General features: G+C 52.5%; 15 protein-coding genes. 7 read left to right on the top strand and 8 right to left on the bottom strand.

Going from position 1 to position 26015, the window contains the following annotated elements; genetic code table 11:
• Positions 1–17: 17 nt before the first annotated feature.
• The 3 genes from AC07OI_RS25120 to AC07OI_RS25110 all read right to left on the bottom strand — a co-directional run bounded on the left by AC07OI_RS25120 (position 18) and on the right by AC07OI_RS25110 (position 10693).
• Positions 18–1067, bottom strand: a complete 1050-nt coding sequence (locus AC07OI_RS25120) for a TauD/TfdA family dioxygenase (RefSeq protein ID WP_495259119.1) — start codon at positions 1065–1067, stop codon at positions 18–20.
• Positions 1064–9904 (bottom strand): type I polyketide synthase, encoded by an 8841-nt coding sequence (locus AC07OI_RS25115; RefSeq protein WP_495259118.1) that lies wholly within the window; start codon positions 9902–9904, stop codon positions 1064–1066. The genes AC07OI_RS25120 and AC07OI_RS25115 overlap by 4 nt, the downstream gene beginning before the upstream one ends.
• Positions 9905–10006: 102 nt before the next feature.
• Positions 10007–10693, bottom strand: a complete 687-nt coding sequence (locus tag AC07OI_RS25110) for a hypothetical protein (RefSeq protein ID WP_492706877.1) — start codon at positions 10691–10693, stop codon at positions 10007–10009.
• Between the two features lie 526 nt (positions 10694–11219).
• Here AC07OI_RS25110 and AC07OI_RS25105 point away from each other — a divergent pair.
• The 6 genes from AC07OI_RS25105 to AC07OI_RS25080 all read left to right on the top strand — a co-directional run bounded on the left by AC07OI_RS25105 (position 11220) and on the right by AC07OI_RS25080 (position 17828).
• The gene (locus AC07OI_RS25105) at positions 11220–11663 is read left to right on the top strand and encodes an ATP-binding protein (RefSeq protein ID WP_495259117.1); all 444 of its coding nucleotides are present in this window, start codon (positions 11220–11222) and stop codon (positions 11661–11663) included.
• Between the two features lie 48 nt (positions 11664–11711).
• A complete protein-coding gene (locus AC07OI_RS25100) occupies positions 11712–13817 on the top strand; it encodes a SpoIIE family protein phosphatase (RefSeq protein ID WP_495259116.1) in 2106 nt (701 codons plus the stop codon).
• A complete protein-coding gene (locus AC07OI_RS25095) occupies positions 13814–14701 on the top strand; it encodes a transporter substrate-binding domain-containing protein (RefSeq protein ID WP_492706871.1) in 888 nt (295 codons plus the stop codon). Before AC07OI_RS25100 ends, AC07OI_RS25095 begins: the two co-directional genes overlap by 4 nt.
• Positions 14692–15525, top strand: coding sequence for a class I SAM-dependent methyltransferase (locus AC07OI_RS25090; protein ID WP_495259115.1), 834 nt, complete (start codon positions 14692–14694; stop codon positions 15523–15525). Before AC07OI_RS25095 ends, AC07OI_RS25090 begins: the two co-directional genes overlap by 10 nt.
• A gap of 87 nt (positions 15526–15612) precedes the next feature.
• Complete coding sequence (locus AC07OI_RS25085) at positions 15613–17181, top strand: transporter substrate-binding domain-containing protein (protein WP_495259114.1); 1569 nt, start codon at positions 15613–15615, stop codon at positions 17179–17181.
• On the top strand, positions 17178–17828 hold the full coding sequence (locus AC07OI_RS25080) for an ABC transporter permease family protein (RefSeq protein WP_495259113.1): 651 nt from the start codon (positions 17178–17180) through the stop codon (positions 17826–17828). The genes AC07OI_RS25085 and AC07OI_RS25080 overlap by 4 nt, the downstream gene beginning before the upstream one ends.
• A 157-nt stretch (positions 17829–17985) precedes the next feature.
• Here AC07OI_RS25080 and AC07OI_RS25075 read toward each other — a convergent pair whose 3' ends face one another.
• The 4 genes from AC07OI_RS25075 to AC07OI_RS25060 form a co-directional block, all read right to left on the bottom strand.
• Positions 17986–20268: a xanthine dehydrogenase family protein molybdopterin-binding subunit gene (locus AC07OI_RS25075; RefSeq protein WP_495259112.1), complete on the bottom strand. Its 2283-nt coding sequence runs from the start codon at positions 20266–20268 to the stop codon at positions 17986–17988.
• On the bottom strand, positions 20265–20747 hold the full coding sequence (locus AC07OI_RS25070; RefSeq protein WP_495259111.1) for a (2Fe-2S)-binding protein: 483 nt from the start codon (positions 20745–20747) through the stop codon (positions 20265–20267). The genes AC07OI_RS25075 and AC07OI_RS25070 overlap by 4 nt, the downstream gene beginning before the upstream one ends.
• A 121-nt stretch (positions 20748–20868) precedes the next feature.
• Positions 20869–21579 carry a peptidoglycan editing factor PgeF gene (pgeF, locus tag AC07OI_RS25065; protein ID WP_495259110.1) on the bottom strand — a complete coding sequence of 237 codons (711 nt, stop codon included), beginning with the start codon at positions 21577–21579 and terminating at the stop codon, positions 20869–20871.
• A gap of 50 nt (positions 21580–21629) precedes the next feature.
• Entirely contained in the window at positions 21630–22541 is a 912-nt protein-coding gene (locus AC07OI_RS25060; protein WP_492706857.1) for a LysR family transcriptional regulator, read from the bottom strand.
• A gap of 178 nt (positions 22542–22719) precedes the next feature.
• Between AC07OI_RS25060 and AC07OI_RS25055 the strand changes: the two genes are divergently transcribed.
• Positions 22720–24702: an alkyl/aryl-sulfatase gene (locus tag AC07OI_RS25055; protein WP_495259109.1), complete on the top strand. Its 1983-nt coding sequence runs from the start codon at positions 22720–22722 to the stop codon at positions 24700–24702.
• Between the two features lie 130 nt (positions 24703–24832).
• Here AC07OI_RS25055 and AC07OI_RS25050 read toward each other — a convergent pair whose 3' ends face one another.
• Positions 24833–25780, bottom strand: coding sequence for a restriction endonuclease (locus tag AC07OI_RS25050; protein ID WP_495259108.1), 948 nt, complete (start codon positions 25778–25780; stop codon positions 24833–24835).
• Between the last annotated feature and the right edge of the window lie 235 nt (positions 25781–26015).

The following is a 26015-nucleotide window of genomic DNA, read 5'->3' as shown; positions in this document are numbered from 1 at the left end:
TGGTTTTATCTGTTTTTTTAGTTGGTTGATCCTGGCAAGACGCTGACCGGGCGTACTTCATCCCCCATGGCCGTCAGTATCTTGCGTTCCCCGGTGAATCTGGAACGGCCATGCGCCACCAGCATATTGTCGAGCAAGAGCAGGTCACCCGGCTGCCAGCGAAACTTGACGGTTTCCGCATCATAGGCAGCACGCAGGTGCGCCACCACCTCGTCAGGGATCACCGTGCCATCGCCATAGAAAGTGTTATAGGGCAGGTTCTCCACACCCAGGTCACTAGTCAATGAAGTACGTATTTCATCCGTCATGCTGGATGGATGCCAGAAAGCGATGTGATTGAACCACAGCTCTTCACCTGTCTGCGGGTGACAGCGTATCGCCGAGCGTACTTGCGTAGTTCGCAGTCTGTCGCCTTCCATCCAGGTCCATTGCGTGTCTGATTTTTTCATATAGGCTTCGGCTTCTTCCCTGGTTTCTACTGCCAATGAATGCTGCCAGGATGGTCCTATGCCAGAACCAAAATTACGCACCAGCATCCAGCCCTGGCGGCGAAATTTCTCTTTCACTTCAGTATCTACTGCAGCCAATACACGGCGTACATCGGCGATAGGCGTCTCGCCCTCCGTCTCAGCAGCTACTTCACAAAAGAAGGCGATGCGACCTGGCCACTGACGCACATAAGACAATTCATTATGCAGGGCAATCACATGCTCAGGCGGGAAGATGGTCGAGGTATACACCTGCCCATCCACCTGCTTGCGCGGCGTCGCTTTTTCTATGTAGTTCATGAGTTGCACGCCAAAGGCATTCAGACCAACCTGGAAATCCTGCACACCGCGCATGTCAAAATCACGGAATAGCAAACCACCGTATTGCAATAAGTCCCGCTGCAACTGCGCTTGGTTATCCTTGATCCAGCCCAGCAAATCCACGCCTTTTGCATGTGGCCGCAAGACCAGTGGCAAGCCGGAAGCACTGCTGAAACCCTGCTTATCGACCAGGCTGCCATCAGACAAACGCACAGCCGGGCGGCGCAAGTTCAGTCCGGGTTTGGGCATCGTGTTCATGCTATTTCTTCCTTCCCATGTTTTGCTTCTATCGCGGTGCTGTTGCTCAAGATACTGGCGATATGGCCTGCCATTTTTTGCGCGACGCTTCGGATTTCCTGTTCCTGATAACTTGTTGCTTGGTATTGCCACAACAAGTGCAGGCAACCATCAAGTATGTAAGCTTCTATCGCCAGCTTGTGCAGGCGTGGCAAGTGCCCTGCTCTTTCTGCGCCTCTGTCCTGACGGTCAGGCGACCATGACAAGAGCTTGCAGACATCATCAGGCGGTGGATTTATCTGCCCCATGTAGTTAAGGCTGATGTCGGGCATTTGCCCTTGTGCCAGCGTGGCACGCACTTTGTCCGGGCCGAGGTAGCGCAATAAGCCATAAGAAAAACCATGCGCAGGTATGTCGCTGCGCTGCGCTGCAATTTCACTGGCAGCAGCATTAGCATTAATATCTGTCAGGTCAAACCAGGCCGGGTAACGGCTGGTGAACCAACCCACGCTGCGGCTGACATCCAGTTCAGCCTGTTCCAGTTGACGGCCATGGCTTTCCAGTTCCAGATAGGCGACGGGCTCGCCCGTCCAGTCACCAAGACTCAGGGTCAGTGCAGCGATGAGGATATCTTCCGCTGCTGAATCTGGAAGCCCCTGCAAAAAGCGGCTGGTGATCTCTGCTGGCAGGATGACGCTGATTTGTGCTTCGTCAGCAATACAGCCATAGTCATCGTCACTGCCAGGTAATTCCGGCGCAGGAATGGAGGTGCAAATTTCCCAATATTCAGTCTCTGCCAATACGGCATCCTGGCTGGCCTGGCGCTTCAGGTGTTCTGCCCAGGCTTGTACTGAGGCAGTCTTTCTACCCAATACAGGGACACGGCCTGCCTGCAAATCCAGCAGTGCCTGTCGCAAGTCTTCCAGCAAAATCTGCATGGAGATACCGTCACTGACGAAATGATGCACAGCGAGCAAAAGCTGCGATGCGCGTCCTTCGCTTGCAGGTGTCCATGCCGCAGTCAGCAAACTCTTTTGCGCAGGTTGCAATGAAGCCTGCGCTTGCTGGTAGTCTTTCATCAGATGTAAAACTGGTGCATTGGAAAGTTCATTGAAATGCGCAGCTTCATCACTGAAGCTCAGGCGCAGTGCATCATGTTGCGCGATCAGCGCTTGCAGGGCCTGCTCCAGCATTTCAGTATTAACCCAGTCTGCCATTTCCAGCAGGACGGATAAATTGAAATGCGCTGGTATCTCATGCATCAGCGTTTGCAACCTCAGTTGCGCAGGCAAGAGTCCGCACACGCCTTCAGGTGAAATATCCACAGCAGCTATCTCACCGGCGGGCAAGAGTTTCTTTGCAAAGTCAGCCAATACTGGCGTTGCATATAAATCCACGGCCCTGGCTTGCCAGCCTGCCTGACGCAAACGAGCCATCATTTGTATCGCCAGGATGGAATCTCCACCGCTCTGGAAGAAGTCTGCCTGCGCGCCCAGGTTTTCGCGTTGCAAGAGTTCGCGCCAAATTGCCAGTACCACAGCTTCTATTTCCGAGCTTATGGCGTTTTTTGTATCTGAATTATCTTGCTCATCATGCAGTCTGGGCAAAGCAGCTCTGTCCAGTTTGCCATTTGAGGTATAAGGAATGCTGGCTATGGCGATCACCGCTTTTGGCAGCATGTAATCGGGCAAATACTGACGCAGTTTTTCCAGCAGACTTTGCGTATTGAGCGAAGTTTCCTGATTAGCAGCAACCACGTAAGCCAGTAAATATGGGCGGCCTGCATTGGCACGGCCAAATTCAGGTTTATGCAGGATCACTGTCGCATTCGCCACATTCTCTTGCGCCATCAGAACAGCGATGATTTCTGCCGGCTCTATGCGATAGCCACGTATTTTCAGTTGCTCATCCTTGCGACCCACAATCTGTATGCGACCATCGTTGTGCATGACTGCGAGGTCGCCAGTACGGTAGAGGCGCTCAGGTTTCCCAGCGATATCGGTAAACAAGAAAGGGCTGGCAGCATCTTCGGGCGCGCCCACATAACCCAGTGCCAGACCAGGGCCAGCCAGATAAATTTCACCCGTCTCGCCATACGCGCATGGCTGTCCTGCAGCATCGAGTATATGTATGCGGTTCCTCCCCAGGGGCTGGCTGAAGCGCATGCCACTCAAGTCGCCCAGCCATTTGCCAACCATGACGCCTATGGTTGCTTCGGTAGGACCAAAGTGATTGAAGATGGTGCAAGCTGGTTTCAGCTTAGCCAGTTCTTGCAAGAGCCTGATACTTGCGGTTTCACCACCGAGTATCAGATGCGTCAGCGGCAAGACTGCTGCCTTGTCCTGCGCTGCCAGCAAGGCTTCGAGATGTGAAGGGACTATCTTTAATACATCAACTGGTGTTTGCTGCATCAGGGCAGCATAGCCATCAGCATCACGCGCCATGGCATTGCTGATAATGGAAAGGCAGCCGCTGTGGAATAGTGCCGGCAAGACCGTGGTTAAACCCAGGTCAGCCGCAAAAGTCGATATCACGGCATAACGCAAACCAGGCTGCAAATCAAAGGCGGCGATAATAGCGTCGAGATAATGCTGAACCGACCTGTGCGGCACAGCAACCAACTTGGGCTTGCCTGTGGAACCTGAAGTGAATAGCTGATAGGCGCATGACTCTGGGTCTATATCAGGCAAGGGCAATGGCTGATGATCCTGGACACTGATCTCTGCGAGACTGGCTGGTAATTGCAGACAAGGGATATCCAGCGCGACCAAGGCATCCCCTACATCCTTATTGTCTTGCACGATGACACAGCAAGGTTTTGCCTGTCTTATCAATTCCAGTACGCGTGCTTGTGGCAGATTGCTGTCTACCGGTAGATAAGCTTTACCAGCCTTCCATGCCGCCAGCATGGCAATAGGGAAAGCCAGGCTGCGGCCAAGCAGCAAGAGTGCAGGGCCTGCATCTTGCTCATTTTTTAAAATGTCCCGCGCCAGCCTGTCTGACAAGCGATCAAACTGCTTGCGCGTCATGCTCTCAGTCGCATCAACACACAAGGCCACGGTCTGTGGGTCTTGCTCAACTGACTGACGGAATCTTTGCAGCAAGCCCGGCTTAACAGAAGTTGATTCAATCCTGGCAGGTAACCAAATGGCCCTGGCAGCAGCACGCTCGTCAAAATCCTGATCATTGCCTGCCATGCGTTCTATCATGGCGACAAAACTTGCCAGCAATTCCTGCATATCTGCGGCAGCAAATAACTGGCTATCGAAATCCAGTTCTACCCGCGCACCATCTTGCCAATCGACGAGATTGCAACCTATGTCAAAGCGTGCATGGCGTATAGGCAGGGAATACGCCTGCACCGTCATGCCTGGCAAACTGGGCATGGTTGCCAGTTTGTCGACATTGAAGGTGATATTCACCAATGGCGGCCTGGCAGGATCGCGCGTCAGCCCCAGGTCATCCACCAGTTGTGACAGCGGGTAATTGGCATGGCTGATGGCATCAAGGAATTGCTGCTTCACTTCTGCCAGCACTGTGCTGGTATTCGCCTGCGCAGGAATGTTCAGACGCAAGGGCAAGAGATGTGCGCAATACCCAGGCGTATGTGCCAGCGCTTCATCACGACCTGAATAAGGGACGCCAATGACCATGTCCCGCCCTGCCCCGGCACGCCGCAGCGTCGCAGCAAAGGTCGCCATCAAGGCCATGCTCGATGACATGCCCAGTTTGCCCGCTTTTTGCTCAAGCTGGCGCAAGATGTTCTTGTCGAGTTCATGTGTAAGGCGCTGACCTTCAAAGCCACGCATGCTGGCCCTGGCATGGGCGCATGGCAGTTCTATGCCAACTGGCGCGTGCTGTAATTTGCTTAACCAGTATTGTTTGTGTTCTTGTTCTTCTGGCGTTGAACCTGCATCTGCCATACGCTGCGCTAATAAAGCATAGTCTGGTTTGCTACCTGGCTGCTGGCCATTCATGAGCGTCGCAAATTCTTCAAACAACATCTGCATGGATTGCCCGTCGATGAAGACATGGTGGGCAGCAAACAGCAGGACAGCATGATGGTCATCAAGCTCAAACAAGTCTATACGGAAGGCACCAGCCTGCGTCAGGTCAAAACTGGCTGCCACGCTGTTTTGCAGGGCTGCGTCCAATGTAGTGGCATTGACTTGATGGCGCTGCACTTTTACATCTACGTGAGGCGCAATTTTCTGCACCCCTGCTTCCAGGTCTATGGATGCCCGCAGGGCTTCGTGCCTGGCTACCAGTCTTGTAAATGCGTGTGTGATATCAGCATGATTGATTTCACCCTGAAATTCTAACGCCACGCTGACTACATAGGCCGCCGAACCCTGTTCAGACAAGGCTGACAGTGTCGCCAGTTGTTTTTGCGCTTTGGACAAAGGCAGGATTATTTCTGCTGTTTTTGGTGCTTGCGCCACATTGGCAGAACTAACAATAAAGCCCGCCGATTTCAAGGAGGCCACACACTCGCTGACACGGCTGACTATCTGAGCGATATCGTCATCAGTGTGCGCCGTAGACAGGAATAGATTACGCCCTTCCCACACATACAGGCCGCGATACAGCAAATGATAAAAGAAGGGATCAAGGTTCTCGCTGAAGACAAAGCGGAATAGCGAACCGAAATTCTTCATGTGTACAGGCGCGCCGGCTGCAGCAAACACCTGATCGAGTTCTGCAGTCAGCCTGGCGGTACTGTCATTGAGTTTTTGATAGACAGCCAGGCCACCTTGTTTGATTTCGGTGAGCACTGCTTTTGCTGCCGCCATCACCAGCGGGTGCTTATTGAAAGTACCCGCAAAGAAAGTCGTATCTGCCGCCGGATAAGATGCATCGCCATATTGCCAGTGCCCGCCATCAATGCCAGCCATGATATCGGCACGGCCAGCAATGACACCCACAGGCAAACCACCGCCGACTATCTTGCCATAGGTGACTATGTCGGCCTGCACATCAAAATACGCCTGGGCACCACCAGGGTGTATGCGAAAACCAACCAGCACTTCATCAAAGATCAGTAAGCTCGATGCCATCCTGGTCATGGCACGCAAGCTGCGCAAGAAGTCTTGCGGCTGCAGGCCGGGGTTGCGGCTTTGCACAGGTTCGACCAGCACAGCGGCAAATTCGTGCAGGCGGCCACGCAATAATTCCAGTGCCTCTGCCGAGCCATATTCAAAGAAAGCCAGATCACTGACCATACCGGGCGTAATGCCAGCCACACGCGGTATCGCTTTCCATGGGTCATCATTGACCTCGCCCAGCACACCATCAAAATGGCCGTGATAACTGTCGCGAAATATCGCGACCTTATTGCGACCAGTAAAAGTTCGCGCCAGACGCAGCGCCGTCATGATGGCTTCCGTGCCTGAGCTGCAAAAGGCGACGCGTTCTACCCCGGTCAACTCACTGATGAGGCAGGCGACCTCGCCCGCCATGTCAGACTGCGGTCCTATGCGTATGCCACGCGACAGGCTTTCTGCCAATGCCTCTTTCAAAAATTCAGGTTCATGCCCAAACAACTGTACGCCAAAACCCATGGAAATATCGATGTATTCATTACCATCCAAGTCCCATATTCTGGAACCAGCAGCGCGCTGACCTACGATTGGGTAGAGCATTTCCTTGATGGAAAAACGGAAGCCCGCCGAGGCGCGGCTGTCCGCCAGTACATGACGGTATTGCTGCGCCTGTTGTTTGGACAGTGCCGTTTTCTTGCAATAACTGAGGCTGAACTTATCGAGATGCTGGCGCTGTACTTCACTCAGATTGGTGCTGAGCAGGATATTGCTTTTGGGTTTAATGACTTGCGCTGCTGATGTATCAGTTTCAACTTCTTTTTCGACAACTGCATCAGCCGATACTTTACCGCCTTGCTGTTCCGCCAAATACGCAGCCACTGCTTCAATGGACGACAAATTTTCAAAGAAAGCACGTACCGGTATCTTGACTGCAAACTCATTTTCTATGCGGCCCACAGCCTGCATCAGTATCAATGAATCAGCACCAATTTCCAGCAAGGGCGCTGCGGCGTCTACCTTGCTGGCATCAATCGCCAATAAACCTGCGATGATGGCAATGATGCGCTTGCGGATAGCAAGCGGATCGCTGACGACCGTGCGCGTACTTGCCGCTACTGTCTTGTTGATTTCGACAGCTTTGCTTGATAGCGCCACCGCATTGCCGCCATTGAAACTGTTCAAGCCGAGGCTCAGGGGGAAGACATCCCTGGCAAATGGGTACAAGGGCAAGGCATTGCCAGCCGCTGTATTTTTGTTGTCAACGAATTGCAGCTTGCTACCAAGTACATACAGGTGCGCGACTGTTTTCAGGAATGCGACCCTGTCATCCTGAGTCGCATCCAGGCAAGGCAGGCTGCGTATATTGCTGGCGCTAGCGCTTGCAATATCATCCAGCATGCCTGACAGTACGGGCATAGCACCCAGTTCCAATGCAGTATCAATACCGGTTTTACTCAACGCCGCGATGTTGTCAGCAAAACGCACGGCTCCGCGCGTATGTTTTAACCAATAAGCCGTATCGTAGACATGGCCGACGGGTAGCAATTCACCCGTCAGATTAGAGGTCACTGGCACTTGCAGTGGCTGCCATTCTATCCCTTGCAAAGCCTGTTCAAACTCTGCCAGCATGGGTTCCAGCAAGACAGAATGGAAAGCAGTTTTCACCCTCAACATGCGCAACCGTATGCCATCTGCAATCAGCTTCTGGCTGAGTATATCCAGTTGATCTCTGGCACCGGAAATCGTCACGGATTGCGGGCCATTCACGGCAGCGATACTGACATCCGTAGCAGCCAGATAAGACAAGGTAGTTTGCTCATCAGTACGTACAGCAGCCATTGCGCCATCTGAAGTCAAGGCCCCCATGAGCCTGCCGCGCTTTTCAACCAGGCGCAGAGCTTGCTCAAAACTCAAAGCACCGGCGATGACAGCCGCAGTATATTCACCCAGGCTATGTCCGGCCAGCACGGTAGGCTTGATACCATATTCGGTCAGCAGACGCGCCAGTCCTACCCCAAGCGCCAATAAAGCTGGCTGGGTGTAAGCAGTCTGGTCGATATTTTCATCAGAATTCAGCAGCAACTGGCTTAAAGACCAGGGCAACACCGCGTCAGCTTCTGCGATAGTAGCGCGGAAGCTGGCAATTTGAAATAAACCCCTGGCCATGCCTGGCCTTTGCGATCCCTGACCGGGGCAGAGGAAAGCCAGTTTGGGCGGTCTTCTGGCAGCGACAGCAGTGACGACTTGCTCAGCATGGGCTTGGTCCAACCATGTATGCAGATGTGTCGCCGCCTCACCGGCATTTGTCGCAACCAGTGCCAATCGGTGACGCAGATGTGCGCGGCCATGCTGTGATAAAGCACAGATGGCAGCAAAATCTTGATGAACATCAGCTTGCAGTTTTTGCGCTGTCTCCTGCGCCAGCAAACTAAGGGCTTCATTGCTGGATGCTGACAAGAGCAAAATTCCTGGCTCACTGGTTTGCGGATTTTCCGCAGCTGATACAGGAATAAATTCCTCAAGCACGACATGGCAATTCGCGCCACCAAAGCCAAAGGCACTGATGGAGGCGGCTCTCGCGCCAGCCCCAGGATTGCTTGGCCAGTCTGTCGTCCTCGCCACCACCTGCAAGCGCAATTGTTCAAAATTGATGTGCGGATTTGGCTGCGTGTAATGCAGGCTGGCGGGTATCTTTTTATGCTTGAGCGCCAGTATCAGCTTGATCAGGCCAGCGATACCAGCAGCCGCTTCCAGGTGGCCGATATTGGTTTTGACCGAGCCTATCAGCAAAGGCGTTTGCCGCGACTGCTGGCCCAGGGTGCGCCCCAAAGCGCGGGTCTCGGTAGGGTCACCCAGCAAGGTGCCAGTGCCATGTGCTTCTACATACTGTATTGCTGATGGCCGCAAGCCAGCATCGGCAATCGCCGCCTGTATCAAATTCTCTTGCGCCAGCCCATTCGGTGCGGTGATGCCATTCGAGACACCGTCATGGTTAGTGGCAGAACCACGTATGATGGCGTGGATGTGGTCACCATCTGCCAGCGCATCTGACAGGCGTTTGAGCAAGACCAGGCCTGCCCCTTCTCCACGACCATAACCATTGGCCGAGGCATCAAAGGTCTTGCACAAGCCATCAGGAGCCAGCATGCTACCCTTGCCCAGAGCGACACTACTGTCTGGCCTCAACATCAGACTGACACCACCAGCCAGCACCATGTCGGCATCGCCAGCCTGCAAGCTGCGGCAAGCCTGGTGTACAGCAACCAGCGAAGATGAACAGGCGGTATCTATCGTCATGCTGGGGCCACGCAGACCCAGCACATGAGAAATACGGTTGGCGATGATGGCATTCGACATGCCTATACCCATATGGGCTTCTACATCGTCGGTGTGGGCAAAGCTGCCGAGGAATTCGCCATTGACTGCGCCTATGAAAACACCAAGACGGCTTTCTTTCAAACTGTCGGCAGCGATGCCCGCATCTTCCAGCGCCCACCAGGCCAGTTGCAGAGTCAGGCGCTGGCGCGGGTCCAGCGCGCTTGCTTCTTTGGGTGAAATGCCAAAAAAGGCAGGATCGAAACAAGCCGCATCATCTATGAAGCCAGCGTAAGGCGCAGCCGATGCGGGCAAATCTGCCGTATCCCAACGTTCTGGTGGTATGCGCTTTACTGCACATATCCCCTGCTCAAGCAGTGACCAGAATGCTTCAATATTGGCAGCACCAGGAAAAACACATGACATGCCGATGACAGCAATGGCATGTTCTGCCACCTGAGCGCCAGACTCGGGTGCCGCCTTGTCCATATCAGTACTCATGATGGGCAAGAAATCAAATCATGCCTTGAGGCATTGCACTGGTAAATTATTTTTGCATCCAAGCCCAACATAGCTATCAAATCCCTGGTATGCATGGCCGCCTCAATCCAGATGGCCTATATAGCGCAATATCGATGCATCGATATCGACCAGCGTGTCATGTATCTGGGCGATTACCTTGTGCCCCTCTTCTGTACCATAATGCTGCACGACACGTCTTTCCAGCGTGGCGACCTCGCCAAGCTCAGCGATGGTATTTCCCATGGTGAAGGCATGCAGCCTGACTGGTCCGGCAAAGGTGGCAAAGCAAAATAAAGGGCTGCCTGCGGTGGCCACGCCAAGCTGCTGCAGGTTTTGCATGAGTTGCCCCATGCGGCCTGGATGGGCTTGCAGGTTCAGGTAATACAGATAAGGGGGTGGGGTTTCACGTTCTATCGGGTCTATGCCGTCATTGACACGGTTCAGCACAAAGCTTTCCATCTGCAACACACATTCCTGGAACTTTTCCAGCAGGGGTGTGCTGTCTGCACCATATACATCATGCAAGACCTGGTCCAGTGAAGGCATGCGGTCCATGTCACCCAGCTCAGCCAGCGGCAACATGATATACACATAATTGGCTGGGCCGGCAACCGTGGCATAAGCCATCCAGCGCATGCGACGGCTGTGCTGCTGATACGCGAAAGCGACTTTACCAGCCAGCTCTTTGAACTGCACATAGCGTTCGCGACGCACAGATAAACGTACGAAAAGACAGTAAGGGGTGGGAAACAACCATTGAGAATTCATTGTTTTTAACCGGCTGAGTCGATGTAAAAAGTTTAACCGATCTGCAAGCCGGGCTGCAATATGAATGCAGGCAAACAACACTTATTGATGGATAAAATAAATTGTGAAGAAAACACGAAAAATCTGTTAATTTGCGTTAGAAATCATCGACAAAAAATTCCAGCACGGGAATAATAGGCCAGTCAGACAACATCAATCCTGGAAAGCTGTCTATAGATCAGAAATTCTTCAGGCAATTGGGCTTACTGATTTTATAGAAGTTTTTTTGCAGCAATCAGCAATTAACTTCTGGCACTTAACGTTCAACATTTAACATTTTTTAACCATGCGTATACCCGACTTCTTGTATTGCACCTTTCCGCAAGTAACAAGAATTCTTTAAGGACCGGGGAACAAGGATGCGCAGGCAATACTATCGTGGACGATGCAAGCATAAGAGTGCAGTGACAGGCTAAAACAATCTGCTATCGCTTTGCTCCCGGTTTGCAATCCGCTTGACAGGCCCACCATCTTTGAGGAGGCATAGATGACCAGTGAAGAAACAGCGCCGGGCAGAGCCAGATTCCATCACATCATTCCCGGCCTGATCTCTGAAATAGAAAGTCTGACCGAAGCCCTGCGTGGCTGGGCCGAGCGCCATGGCATACCGGCACGCACTGTCAACAGCATCATCCTCATGCTCGATGAATTGCTGACCAATGTGGTCATGCATGGTTATGGCGATGAGGACAGTGGTGAAATTGAAGTCAGCGTGCTGGCAGTAGCGAACGGTGTTGAAGTCATCATCCGCGATAGTGCACACGCCTTTGACCCTTTTTCTATCGCCGAGCCTGACACCACACTTGATGTGGATGAACGTGATATCGGCGGCCTGGGTGTGCATTTTGTCAGGAAGATGGCTGACAGTTTTGCTTACCGTCGTGATGGTGACATCAATGAAGTGCGTTTTAGCAAGAGCTTCCCGTCCTGATCATTTTTCAGCAAACAGACCAAAGATACCCAGACACCGGACCAGAAAATGCCCAGCACTACGCCGCCAGTCAGCAACAATAACAATATCAACTTCTTCCGCAACTATAACCGCCTGGTTGGTTTCACCTATATCGCCATCGTCGTGCTGACCATGGGATTTTTCCTGTTCCAGATAAGACAAAAACACACCGAAGAAATCAAGGTCATACAAGGTCATGTAGACAGGCATGGGCAATTTGTTGAGTTCATCTTGCGCTCATCGCTCGATAGTCTGGAAGCCATGCGTATCTCGGCGGCCAATTTCTACGACAGCGCGCCACCAGTATTGAGCGAAACAGAAACGCATCCAGGGCATTCACCCCTGTTCAAAAAACTGGAACAAAAAGCGCAAAGCTTTGATCTCGACAAGGCACCAGAAAAAGATGCGACAGGCAATCTGAACGGCCTGGGTAAACTGCAAGGCCGCACGCCTGAGTTTTATCTGGATGTGGAAATGGCACTGAACCTGAACCAGGTTTTCCAGGCGATTGCCTTCAATTTACCGAACGCCAGCGAAAGCCGTTTCATCTCCGTTGACAATTTCTCCAACACCTATCCCTGGCTGGATTCAGCCAAACGTCCACATAGCGACAAGGTATATCAAAGCCAGGCCTGGCTCATGGGTACGCCTGAGAAAAACCCCACTGGCGAAAAATACTGGGCACCTGTGTATTACGGTGGCACGGCCACGGGCTTGCTGGTACCAACGGCGGCCCCTATCTACCGTGATGACAGATTCCGTGGCGTAGTCTCCATCGACACCAGCCTCGATTACCTTAACCGTATCAACGCTGACTTTGCCTATACGCCAGGTACAGCCTTCCTGGTGGATGCCTATGGCGAAGTCGTCGCCCACCCTGAGGCCTATGCCAATGCGCTGGAAGTGCAGGCCACGCAAAGACTGGAAAAAATCATGCCTGCAGGCATACTCACAGACGGTAAACGCCTGACTGACATTCCTGCAAATCAGGCCGTCGAGATGGGTGATTATTTGCTGATACGCCACCCCTTTATCTCAGCCCCCTGGCAACTGGTGTATGTCGTCCCCAGGAACCAGCTCTGGAAAAACCTGCTATGGGAACGCGGCCCCATCATGCTGCTGGTGATACTGGGGCTGACCTTGTTAATGGTTGTCACCTATTATGTGACCACGCGAGAATTCATTTCACCTGCATCCAAGCTGGTGGCACATATCGCAAAAGAAAGCCAGTTCACCCCGGCCCCAATACCGGTAGTGCCAGGCACCTGGAAACCCTGGTTTGAAACCATATCGCAAGCCTTCAAGCAAAGCCTGCAACTGGTCAGCATCAGGCAGGAGCTTGATATTGCTGCCAACATGCAATTATCGATCTTACCGCGCCACTGGCCCAATGAAAAAGAGTTTTCTCTATGGGGTATCATGCGCTCAGCCAAGGAAGTGGGTGGCGATTTCTATGACCACTTTTCACTCGGCAATGGCAAGATAGGCATAGTCGTGGCCGACGTTAGCGGCAAGGGTGTGCCTGCCGCCCTGTTTGGCATGGTATCGAAAACCCTGATACGTGCAACAGCTACCCGCAATGCCAGCGAGCCTGGCGAAATCATTGCCATCGCCAATGACATACTGGCAGAAGATAATGATGAATGCATCTTCGTCACTACCTTCTACGCCGTGCTTGATCCCGCAACTGGCATACTTACCTATGTGAATGGCGGTCACCCGCCACCGCTGCTGATACACCAGGATGGCACAACAGAATTTTTACCCATGACCGGTGGCAGCGCCCTCGGCATCATGGATGGCATACCCTTCGCACAAAAAACCGTACAGTTACAAGCGGGTGACTATGTGCTGATGTATACCGATGGCGTGACCGAGGCCTTCAATCCGCAAAATGAAGAGTACACGCCCGATCGCCTGCCACCGCTGTTTGAAAACCGTCCCATCAGCGATGTTAATGAAGCCGTCGACCGCACCGTTGCCGATGTTGACCTGCATGCGAATGGCGCACCGCAATCGGACGACATTACCTGCGTCGCCCTGCACTTTCATTTTGCGAAAAATAGTACAAAAGACAGTACTACAGACAGTGTGGCCGATAATAAACCACAAGAAGATCAACTGGCATCATGATGACATTCAAATCCACCATCTTTAGCCTCGCCTTGTGTTGCACACTTTTAATGCTGAATTGTGCTGCACATGCCACCAGCCTGGCAGAAATCAAACAGCGCGGCAAGCTCGTCGTCGGGGTCAAAAAAGACGTGCTGCTGTGGGGCTATCAGGACAGCACTAGCGGCAAAATCATAGGTATGGAACCTGACTTGGCGCAAAGCATAGCCACTGACCTGGGTGTGCAACTGGAACTGGTGGGTGTGCTGACGGCTGAACGCATAGACGCAGTCAAGAATGGCCAGGTCGATATACTGATTGCCACACTGACCGATACACCGGAGAGGCAAAAAGAACTGAACCTCATCCTGCCGCATTACTACAGTTCAGGCGTCAACCTGCTGACCCGCAAGAGCGAGAATTTCAAGGAATGGACAGACCTCAAGAACCGCCGCGTCTGCAGCCGCCGTGGTGCTTTTTACAATCGCCGTGTGACGGTCACCTATGGTGCCGATGTGGTCGCCCTATACTCGAATGACTGGTCCAAACAGGCATTGCGCGATGGCCGCTGTGCCGCCCTGGTATATGACGATACGGCTATCGCCGCCATGCTACGGGATCCCGAATGGGCCAATGATTTTGTCATGCCCATGACCACCATCTTCACCACGCCATGGTCAATTGCGATTTCACCGGCAGAGCGCGGTGGCGAACTGGAAAAATATCTTTCCAAGACCATTATCAACTGGCACAGGAATGGCTATCTGCAGCAAGTAGAAAAATCCTGGTCCATACCACCGTCACGCTTTCTTGATGACATGCACAAGACCTGGAACAAGAAAAGTGGCGACAAATGGCTATGCGGTGACAGCATCAGTCCAAGCACACCGAAAGAATGCCTGTGAAAGATGATTTGCCAGCACCTATCCGTGACAATCATCAAATCACCGAGGCGATGACGGATTTGTATGACCGCTATTACACCAGCCACGAATATGAAAAGCGTTATCCCAAACCCAACCAGGGTACCCTGCACTTTCTGTTTGACAATGGAGCAAGAGAGGCAAAAGACATACTCGATTTTGGTTGCGGCAATGGCCGCTATGCCCTGCCCCTGTTACAGCAGACCAACGCCAGGTTGACCGGTTTTGATATCTCACACGCTGCGATCGCCGAGCTGTCGCGTTTTTTACAAAACAATCCGCATGCAGGACGCATGCGTCTGTTCGACGGTGACGCACAGATACTCAATGGGCAAGGCGACTATGACATGGTCATGCTGATGTTTGGTGTACTCAGCCATGTTGGCGACCATACCGCCAGGCTGGCTACGCTGAAACAATTACGCAGCCTGATGCGACCTGAGGGCAAACTGGTACTCAGCGTGCCCAGCATTTTCCGCCGTCGTCCCTTTGAATTGTTTGCAGCTCACTGGCAACGCATGACGGGCAAAGCGCGTGATACACAAAAAGAACCGGGTAATATTTTATTCACCCGTAATATAGACAAGCAGGCACATCAGTTTTTTTATCACCTGTACTCTGTTGCAGGCCTGCGTGCAGAATTGCAGGGGGCTGGCTTTACCATCACCGCCCTGTCACCTGAAAGCCTGCTGCCTGAATGGATGATTACCCAGCACGATCTTTTGGGCAAGCTTGATGAAGCCCTGCTACCCTTGCTGCCAGCCGCCCTGGGTTATGGCATACGTGCGGTTGCGGTACCTGTATAAATATGATTCAGCCATGATTCAAACATGATCACGTATTCAAAAAAAATAAAATTCTATTGCAGCCTGCTTTTACTCATGATGTTTTTCATGACTGCAGTACAGGCCCAGACAACGAAGCCCCCAGCAGCAAGTGAAAGACTGACACTGATACACGAGCGTGGCACCATCATTGTCGGCGTCAAAACCGATTACCCGCCTTTTGGCATGCTAGATGCGAATGGTGTGCCCGAAGGTTTCGAGCATGATCTGGCTGCTGACATCGCCAAACGCCTCGGCGTGCCGTTACGCAAAGTCAGCGTCACCGGCAGCAACCGCCTGCAGAAATTGCAGGAAGGCGTAATCGACCTGGTGATCGCCACGACGGGAGACACGGAAGAACGCCGACAGATCGTGACCATGATAGAGCCTAATTACTATGCGTCTGGTGTCACTCTATTCATGCCACCAACAGCCAACATCAAGGACTGGGCAGATACCCGCGGCCATCCGGTATGCGCCACCCAAGGCTCCTACTTCAACCGAGTCATGCAACAGCGCTATCTGATGGAATTGCAGATGTATAACAATGCCAGGGATGCCAAACTGGCCGTCAAGGATGGGCGTTGCATAGGCTATCTGTTCGACAATACCGCCGTCATCAATGATCTCGCCAACCCTGAATGGAAAGGCTATAAAGCACCCCTGCCGCCTACCCTGAATACGCCCTGGGCGATGGCTATCAGCAAGAGTGAAAAAGGTACGGAATTTGAAAAAATGCTCGGCGATATCGTCGCCGACTGGCACCGCAGCGGCTTTTTGCAAGAGCGGGAAAAAGCCTGGGGTATAGCACCATCCAAATTTCTCGCAGATACCCACGCACTGTGGCAAAAAGAGGAAGCTGACAAGATACCTTTTTGCCACCGCATGGCAGATGGCAATTGGCGTGCAGAATGCCGTAACCAGGTTTTTCTGACATCAACGGATGTAGGTGGTCTGGCACAACTCGGTCTGTGGCTCAATGAAACCACAGGCATCAACCTGACCCTGGTGTATGACAGCTTTGACCGCAGCCAGTTCTTTTATGGCTTGCTGGTGACGCTGGCCCTGACGGTTTTGTGCATCACTTGCAGCCTTTTATTGGGCTGGGCCGGTGCAGTATTTGCAGAATCAAAGGGATGGCTCTTGTCTGCCACAGCACGATTGCTGGGCACGATAGGCCGCATGACGCCACCACTGCTGTGCATGTATCTGCTGCTGTTTGGCGTAGGTGCGATACTCAGTGAATCTGTAGGCATCGCACTGCCTGCCTTTGGCGTCGTGGTGTTTTGCCTCAGTGTCTACACTGGAGCTGGTGTCATGACGGCTTTGCTGGATGCTGCAACGGCTTATCGCTTGCAGCACGGCGAATTCCGCCTGCGATTTGCCAACACTTCACAAATCGCCAGGCTGGCCAGCGGCTCAGTCACGGCTTCTCTCATCAATGTCTCCAAAGCCACCATGATGGCGTCTGCGGTCGCGGTGCCAGAACTGCTGTCGGCCACTACTTCCATCATCAATGAACGTGGCAATGTCGGTGTCATGATGAATGCCTTGCTGCTGACCTTCTTATTGATCATCTTTGCCGTCGTGCGTGTCATACGCCAGCTGGAACAAAAAATCCTGGCGAGGGTCGCATGATGGAAACCGCTGAAATCTTCCAGCATCTGCTGACCTGGACACCGTATCTGCTCGGTGGCTTTGCCATGAACATCTGGATCTCCATCGTCGCCATGCTCATAGGCACGGGCATAGGCTGGTTGCTGGCATCCTTGCGCCTGTCCACTCATCCACGTCGCGTTAAAGTCAGCCTGGTGGCAACTGAATTTTCACGCAGCATACCCACTATCGTATTCCAGTTTTACCTGGCTTTCATGCTGCCATCTGAAATCTTACTGCCTTATTTCAAGACCATCATCAGCTTCCCAGTGTGGATCAAGGCGGCACTGGCATTGGCAATCGCCGTCATCGGCTTCACCAGTGATAACCTGACGATTGCCATGGATGAATGGAAGAAAGGCAATCACCATGCCGCCTTCCTGTTCATCCCCAGTTGGACCAGCTATGCCCTCATCATCGTCATGGCATCCAGCACGGCTTCCATCATCGGTGTCAGCGAACTGGTCAGCCGCTGCAATACCGTCATCAATGCGACGGGTAATACAGCTTTGATGCTGCCGATTTATTTGTATGCCTGCTTGTTCTTCTTTTGTTTTTGTTATCCGCTGACTTTATTGATGAAGCGGATTTCGAGGCGGCTGAAGCTGCGGTATGGGATGGAGAGTTGAGATAGGCGTAGGCCGGGCAAGCGACGTAGGTTGGGCTACGGTTCACCAGCCCAACACTCGGCTTTTAATAACGTATACGTTTGTTAAGGCTCAGTGTTGGGCTGATAACCCGTAGCCCAACCTACAATAAAATACGCCCAACGGAATTTCGCCCCCATCAACTCCAACTCAAATCCGTATGCGTCAACGGCAACTGCCTGACCCGCTTGCCGGTCGCCGCAAAAATCGCATTGCACACCGCCGGTGCCACCGGCGGGAAGGCAGGTTCACCCAAGCCCGTCACAGGAAAATCCGTCTTCAGGAAATGCGCCTCTACCTTGGTATAACTATCCTTGATGCGCAGCAAGGGATACTCATTAAAATTGCCTTGCACGACACGGCCACGCTGTATGTCCAACTCAGGGAACATCAGGGTGCTGATACCATCCAGGACAGAACCCTGCACCTGGTTTTCTGCGCCGCTCAGATTGACGATCTGCGAGCCTATGTCAGTCACGACGACGACGCGGTCCACCTTGACTTCACCCTTTTTGCTGACCGTGACTTCAGCAACCTGGGCGATATAGCCGCGATGGCTAAAATAAAAAGCGATGCCTTGCCCCTGGCCACGGGAGAATTTCTTTTTACCCCAGTCAGACTTGACAGCCACTTCCCGTAATACTCTCTTCATGCGGCCAACATTGTAGGGCTGGCCGCGCTCACCGGTCCCCGGCATGATGTCCTTGTCACCCAGGGTCTCCAGAAAAAATTCCAGCGGGTCACGCCCTGCGGCATGGGCAAGTTCATCCAGGAAGCTGCGGAAGACCCAGGCAAACACATTACTGCCTGGTGCACGCCACGGCCCCATAGGGATATGCGTTTCCAGCAGGGTTTGTTCGAGCTGGCAATTCTCTACCCATCGCCCAGGAAATTCATCGGTAGACAGATTGGCTCCACTGCCCGGCTGTAAAACTGGCTTGCCATCACGCATGACCTTATTGGCAAAGCTGACGAAATGATTTTGCCAGGCGATGAGCTTGCCCTTGTCATCCACGCCACCTCGCAGGAAATGGAAGCCACCCGCACGATAATGATCATGCCGCATATCATCTTCACGCGACCAGGTCAGCTTGACCGGCGCATTGACACGTTTCGCAATCGCCGCCACCTCGACAATAAAATCAGAGCTCAGGCGACGGCCAAAACCACCGCCGCTGCGGGTGATATGCAGCTTGATTTTTTCCTTGGGCATGGCCAGGACATCGGCCACCAGGTTCTGGCCTGATTCTGGCAACTGGGTCGGTGCCCAGATTTCAAGGCTGGCATCCTGAGCATCGTAAGCAGCCGTGCAATTTTGCGGCTCCATACTGGCGTGCGAAATGAAAGGATAGCTATACGCTGCCTCCACCGTTTTGGCTGCCTTGCTCAGCGCAGCTGCGACATCGCCATCCTTGCGTAAGACATTAGCACCTGGCTGGGTAGACAGTTTTTTTGCCTGCGCAGAAAAATCTTCCCAACTGGCATTCGCCCCCTTACCCTCATCCCATTTCACTTCCAGCAGCTTGCGGGCGCTGAAGGCGGCCCAGGTGGTCTCGGCGATAATGGCAACACCGGGCATGAGGCCGCGCAGGTTTTCTGTGCCTTCAATAACAAAAGCATCCTTGACGCCAGGCTGGGCCTTGATATGGTCGAGATTGGCACTGACCACCTTGCCACCAAAAACCGGGCATTTTTCATACACGGCATACAGCATGCCAGGCAATTTCACGTCTATGCCAAACAGTGGCTTGCCGGTAACGATGGATGGATTATCGACCCCGCCTATGCGCGTACCCAGCAACTTGAATTGCGCCGGGTCCTTGAGCTTGACATCCTTGGCATCTGGCACAGGCAATGTGGCAGCTTTGGCGGCCAATGCCGCATACGTCAGTTTGCGCTGGCTGGCAGCATGGTGCACGGCACTGTCAGCCGCATGGCATTCAGATGCTGGCACATTCCAGGTTTGTGCAGCAGCACTGACGAGCATGGTACGCGCTGTGGCACCCAGCCTATGGAATTCATTGTAATTGGTTGGTGTCGAAGTCGAACCACCAGCACCCTGGCTGCCATAGGCGGGGTTGAGGTCACCCTGGATGATGCGCACATCTTTCCAGTTCACTTCCAACTCTTCGGCTATCACCATAGGCAACGAAGTCTTGATGCCCTGCCCTATCTCGGGTTGTTTGGACACCAGGGTCACCGTGCCATCACTGCCTATGCGTATCAGGGCATGCGGCACAAAGTCCGTAGACGCTGTAGCTGCCGTTGCAGCAGGTTTGCTGATCTGCGCCAGTACACTGTCACCAGACCCCAGATAAGCCAGCACCAGACCACCGCCAGTAAACGCTGACATACGTAAAAAATCACGGCGTGCCGGGGAGCTTGCTTCAGCCCGCACTGAGCCATTTTCAAGTTTCTTCATTTCGCCCCCTTCTTCTTGCCATTAGCAATTTCTGCCGCCCTGTGTATGCCTGCACGTATGCGTATATAGGCAGCACAGCGGCACAGGTTACCACCCATGGCAGCATCGATATCAGCATCTGTTGGATGGGGTTTGTCTTTCAGCAAGGCCGCAGCTGTCATGATCTGGCCAGCCTGGCAATAACCGCATTGCGGCACGTCCAGCTCTTGCCAGGCGGTTTGCAGCGGGTGCATGGCCTTGGCATCCAGGCCTTCTATGGTGGTGACTTTTTGCTTGCCCAAGGCTGATACCGGCACCATGCAGGAACGGGTAGGTACGCCATTGATTTGCACGGTACAGGAACCGCATTGCCCTACACCACAACCATATTTGGTGCCGACCAGGTTCAGGCTGTCGCGCAGCGCCCATAGCAGGGGAGTATCGGGCGCAACCTCCACTGCCTGCATCTTGCCGTTAATGTTCAGGGTATGTTTGCTCATAGTGCTTCCACTCCAAGATGGGTCAACAAGGTGCTGGCTATAGACCATCAGCATAAACTATCCTGACGGATTCCTGCATTTGACCAAGAATCTGACTATCAGTTCAGCCCGGGCAAAGATTCTACGGCAAAATCACCAGTCCTGAATGCTGAAAAGAATTACGGTCACCACGACGATAACTTCGGTAGACATATTTGCCTTCCACAGTCTTGCTGCACATGGTGCAAGGGACTGCATGATCAATATCGCGAATGCCGATTTGCTGCAAGGCACGTCTGGCCAACACATTCAGATCAACATGGCGGTAACGCGGGTTGATGGCTGTGGCATCCATATCTGGAAACTGCCGCACAAAATCGGCAGCCAGTTCTTCACTGACCTCAAAACAGCATGGGCCTATATGCGCGCCTATGGCTGCCACCCAGTCTTGCGGCTGCTCACCTTGTGCAGCCAGCTCTTGCCACAAGGTTTGCACCACCCCGCCAACGATACCGCGCCAGCCTGCATGGGCGGCGGCGATCATCTTGCCATCACGTCTGGCCAGCAAGACAGGCACGCAATCCGCAGTGATAACAGTCACCGGTACGCCAGGCAGGCGCGTGAAAAAAGCATCAGCATCGCCACACTGCTGGAATTGTTCTGTCACTTCCACCACCCGGGTGCCATGTACCTGCAGCTTGTTGGGCACGGTATCCCAATGCCCGCTGAGGCTGGCTGGCACAAAGTCCCGGGCATTACCAAAGCCATATTGTATGCCGGGTATGCTGGCGAGAATGACGCTGTGGTGGTAACTGCGATGCAAGGCTGGCCCCGGTGAATTATCTGAAAGCAAGATTCTAGCTAATTTTGGACTTTAGCGCCCGGCAGATAAAGACGGAAATATTATTGGCGCGCATGCAATTCAGCCAATTCCTTAAACCTGCCTATGACAAACTGCGCCACTGGCGAATGGCTGCGCCCCCGCAGCGAAACAATGCCCACCTCAGAATGCATATTCGGGATACCCTTTATCACCAGCGGCAACATCAGGCCACGCTGGATTTCATCCGCCACCGCAGCATTGATGGCAGCCAGTATGGTGTCTGACTCCAGGGCAGCACGCTTCAATGTCAACACATCGTCACATTCAAGCGCAATCGGCAAGGCGGCCCCTGCGGGCAAACCCAGCAATTGCGCCAGTGCCTTGCGTATCGCTTGCGGCAAACGCACCGATGCCAGGCCATAATCGAGAATATCCACTGGCAGCCTTTCTGACTTGCTCAATAGCGGGTGCCCGGCACGCACAAAAAGCCCGCCACGCTGGCGCGCCAGCAAATCAATGTCCAGATCCTGGTCCGGCGGCAAGTCACGTGTATCTGCCACAAAAAAATCCAGCTCTTCGCTGCGCAGATGCTGGGCCAGGTATTCCCAGTTATTGACTTCTACCCGCAAACTGACGCTGGCAAAATTCTGCCGCAATTCCGGCATCAACATGGGCAATAAGGTCGCCGCCGGAAATGGCCCCACACCTATCGCCAACTCACCTATCTGCTTGCTGCGGTATAGCTCTATATCTCTTTGCAGGCAATTGCTGTCAAACAGCAACTTGCGCGCCCTGTCTATAAAAAAGCTGCCCGCAGGAGTAGGCAGCACCTCAGTCGTGCCACGGTCAAACAATTGCACCTGCAACTCAGCCTCGGCCGCCTGTATGCTACGGCTGAGGGCAGATTGCGACAGGTGCACACGCTCGGCGGCACGGGCAAAATTCTTTTCATCTGCCAGGGCAACTACATGTTTGAGGCGCTTTAGTTCCATGATGTTCCATTAGCCTAACCTGAAGTAGACACATAAAAGCCAGCAATGTGCGTGTTTTTCAATGTTATTACTTCAACATATCCATGCATGTGATGCATTGATTTTAGCCCAAGAATGCATTGGACAACTACAACTAGCTGCCCTACGCTCTTCCATAAAATAAATAATGGAGACTGTCATGCACCACTTGAAGTTAACACCTCTCGCCGCCCTGCTCGTTGCCAGCGTCACTAGCAGCCTCATCCTTAGCGCTTGCGGGCAAAAGGCCAGTAATGCCCCCATGGGCGACGCCACGGCCACCACCGTCAAAGCCAATGCCGACATGGCACAAAGCCTGGCGCTGGACGACCAGCAAGACTTTGAAGATGCCAAACGTGGCCTGATCGCCAAACCAGAAGGCAAAATCCTTGGCCCCGCAGGTGAAGTGCTGATCGATTTCGATGCATGGAAATTCATCGATGGCACGGCCCCAGCCACCGTCAACCCCAGCCTGTGGCGGCATGCAAAACTCAATGCACAAATCGGCCTGTTCAAAGTCACCGAGGGTATTTACCAGTTGCGCGGTTTTGATATCGCCAATATGAGCATCATCGAAGGCAAGACGGGCTGGATCATCGTTGATCCGCTGACTTCAAAAGAAAGCGCCACCGCCGCCCTTGGCTTTGCCCGCAAACACCTGGGCGACAAACCAGTGACCGCCATCGTCTTCACCCATAGCCATGCCGACCATTTTGGTGGTGCACTTGGCGTCATTACACCAGAAGAAGTCAAAAGCAAAAACATCCCCGTCATCGCGCCTGACGGTTTCATGGAAGAAGCCACCAGTGAAAACATCCTCGTCGGCACCGCCATGGCCAGGCGCTCTGGCTACCAGTTCGGCAAAGACCTTGAACGCTCCGCCAAGGGTCTGGTCGATACCGGCCTGGGTAAAGGTGTCGCCTACGGCAGCATAGGCGTGCTCGAACCCAACCAGCTCATCACCAAACAAACACAAGAGCTGACACTCGATGGCGTGAACTTTGTCTTCCATAATGTGCCAGGCGCAGAAGCACCATCAGAACTCACCTTCAGCATCCCCGATAAAAAGGCCTATGCCGGTGCCGAGATACTCGCGCAAACCATGCACAATCTTTTGCCAGTGCGCGGCGCCAAGGCACGCGATGCCCAGCGCTGGAGCAGCTACCTCGAACAGGCACTGGCACAAAGTGCCGATGCCGATGTCTATTTTGGCCAGCACAACTGGCCCATCTGGGGCAAACCACGCATTGCAGAATTCATCACCAAGCAGCGCGATGTCTACAAATACACCCATGACCAGACCGTGCGCCTCATCAATGCGGGATACACGCCCTACGAAATCGCCGACAAGATCAAGCTGCCCAAATCACTGGAAAATTATTTCGGCGCACGCGGCTACTACGGCGACCTGCGCCACAATGTCAAAGCCGTCTATCAGTTCTACATAGGTGCATATGACGGCAACCCCGCCAACCTGAATCGCCTGCCACCACAAGAATCTGCCAAGCACTACGTAGAGTTGCTGGGCGGCGCAGACAAAGCCATCGCCGCTGCACAAACATCTTTTGACAAAGGTGAATACCGCTGGACAGCGGAGTTGCTGAACCACGTTGTCTTTGCCGACAGCAAAAACAAAAACGCCAAAGAATTACTGGCCCGTACCTACGAGCAAATGGGCTATGCAGCAGAAGCATCCACCTGGCGCAACAGCTACCTCACCGCCGCCAATGAACTACGCAACGGCCCACCCGCCAAAGGCGTCAACCGCGCCGCCATGATAGACATGCTGAGCCAAACCCCGATAGAACGCTTCCTCGAAGCCATGGCCGCAGGCCTCAACGGCCCCGATGCCGAAGGCAAGGATTTCAAGCTCAATCTGGTACTGACCGACACCAAAGAGTCTTACGTGCTATGGATAGAAAACGCAGTACTGCATCACAAAAAAGCTGAACCGGTAAAAGACGCAAACGCCACCCTGACACTGACCAAACCTATCTTTATCAAGATGATGGCGGGAACGGCAGGTGTTAAAGATACGCTGTTCAGTGATGACTTGAAGGTGGATGGGAGCAAGATAGATTTGCTGCGGTTTTTTGGCCTCATTGACAAGGCACAGGGGACGTTTGGGATTGTGACGAAGTAGATCATTCGTCATGCTTAAAAGTTGATTGGCAAGCGACATCTACTGGACATGCGACACAGTATTTTAAGGTGTAACATATGTGCGATTACGCAAAGCCAATCACACGTGCGAAGACATCGAAATATTCAACTTACCTTAGTACATGTCGGCGAATTGATTTTCGTTTTCGATCTTCTAGTGAAATATTCACAAATCGCGGATTGCCTTCACTTGAAAAAACGATCGCCGCCAATCCACCAAATGGTGTTTCACAAAGTGCACACTGTACATACAGTGTGCCATCCGAATCATTTTTTAAGACGTAATATGAAGTCTTTGGTTTTTCGACACTCCAAATGACTTGCCCTTCAAGGGCAATGCCATTTAACGGATGCAGTTGTCCGTTGATGTTTAAAAAGGCGATGTCTGAAATAGGTTTCCGAATATTTACACTAATGTTTTTTTCATCTGGGAATTCCCTTATTTCAGTCGATGATCTCAAGATATCAAGCTCAGTATCTATAGCATGTTTGTAGAGCGCGAATAAATTTGGAAAACTCGGTAGTGATTCACCATTCTCGTCTACCAAAGGAACTGAATCGTTTAGGAGGCTGGTATCAATTGGCTGCTCTGAAATCGGAGTAAAAGTCGGGAGTACCACCCAATTGAGATTTCTAATTATCCAAGGAAGGGTACTTAACGATATCGGATGATGCGCACTAAAAGAAGACAGTGAATCTACCACTTGAAGATTCAGTAGTCTAATATTTCTTTTAGCAGCTTTGGTTCTAGCCCCCATGGTATATCCATGAGCAGAAACAATTCTTTTTTCGTCAATAGATGGCATATCAGCCAATTTTGCCCAAAGTTGTTCAATGTGCTCAACATTTAGTTTTCTTGTATGATTTTTTGCTTCAATACCAATAATATGCGAAATAATGCCATTAGAATCTTTGAACGTTACGCACACATCAACATCACGTTTTTTTTCTGCAAGTTCGTCATATATTATCGCACCAGTCTCTACCTGAATAGCGTCTGGGGATTCTGCAGCCGAGAGCAAAGCGACAAGGTATTGAAATTCAATTTCAGTAAGCATCCATACTCCCGTTAAGTTTGCTCAGCAACTGCTTGACTACAGCTCACATAACCAAACGTAGATACAATTAGTGAAACGTAGTCGTGCGTAAGTTCTATGTCAAATTTTCTTTGATATTTTAAATATGCCCAAGCCATCACGTATGGCAATAAATTTACTCGCAGCAACTAATATCCCCCCCTACAAGATCATTCCCTTCAGCAACAGCCTTGCACACTATCCTGACTACGTTTAT

The sequence above is a fragment of the Undibacterium sp. GW821-FHT07F11 genome, assembly GCF_059418665.1.
The sequence above is the reverse complement of the archived record's forward strand: the minus strand, read 5'-3'. Positions and strand labels throughout refer to the sequence as shown.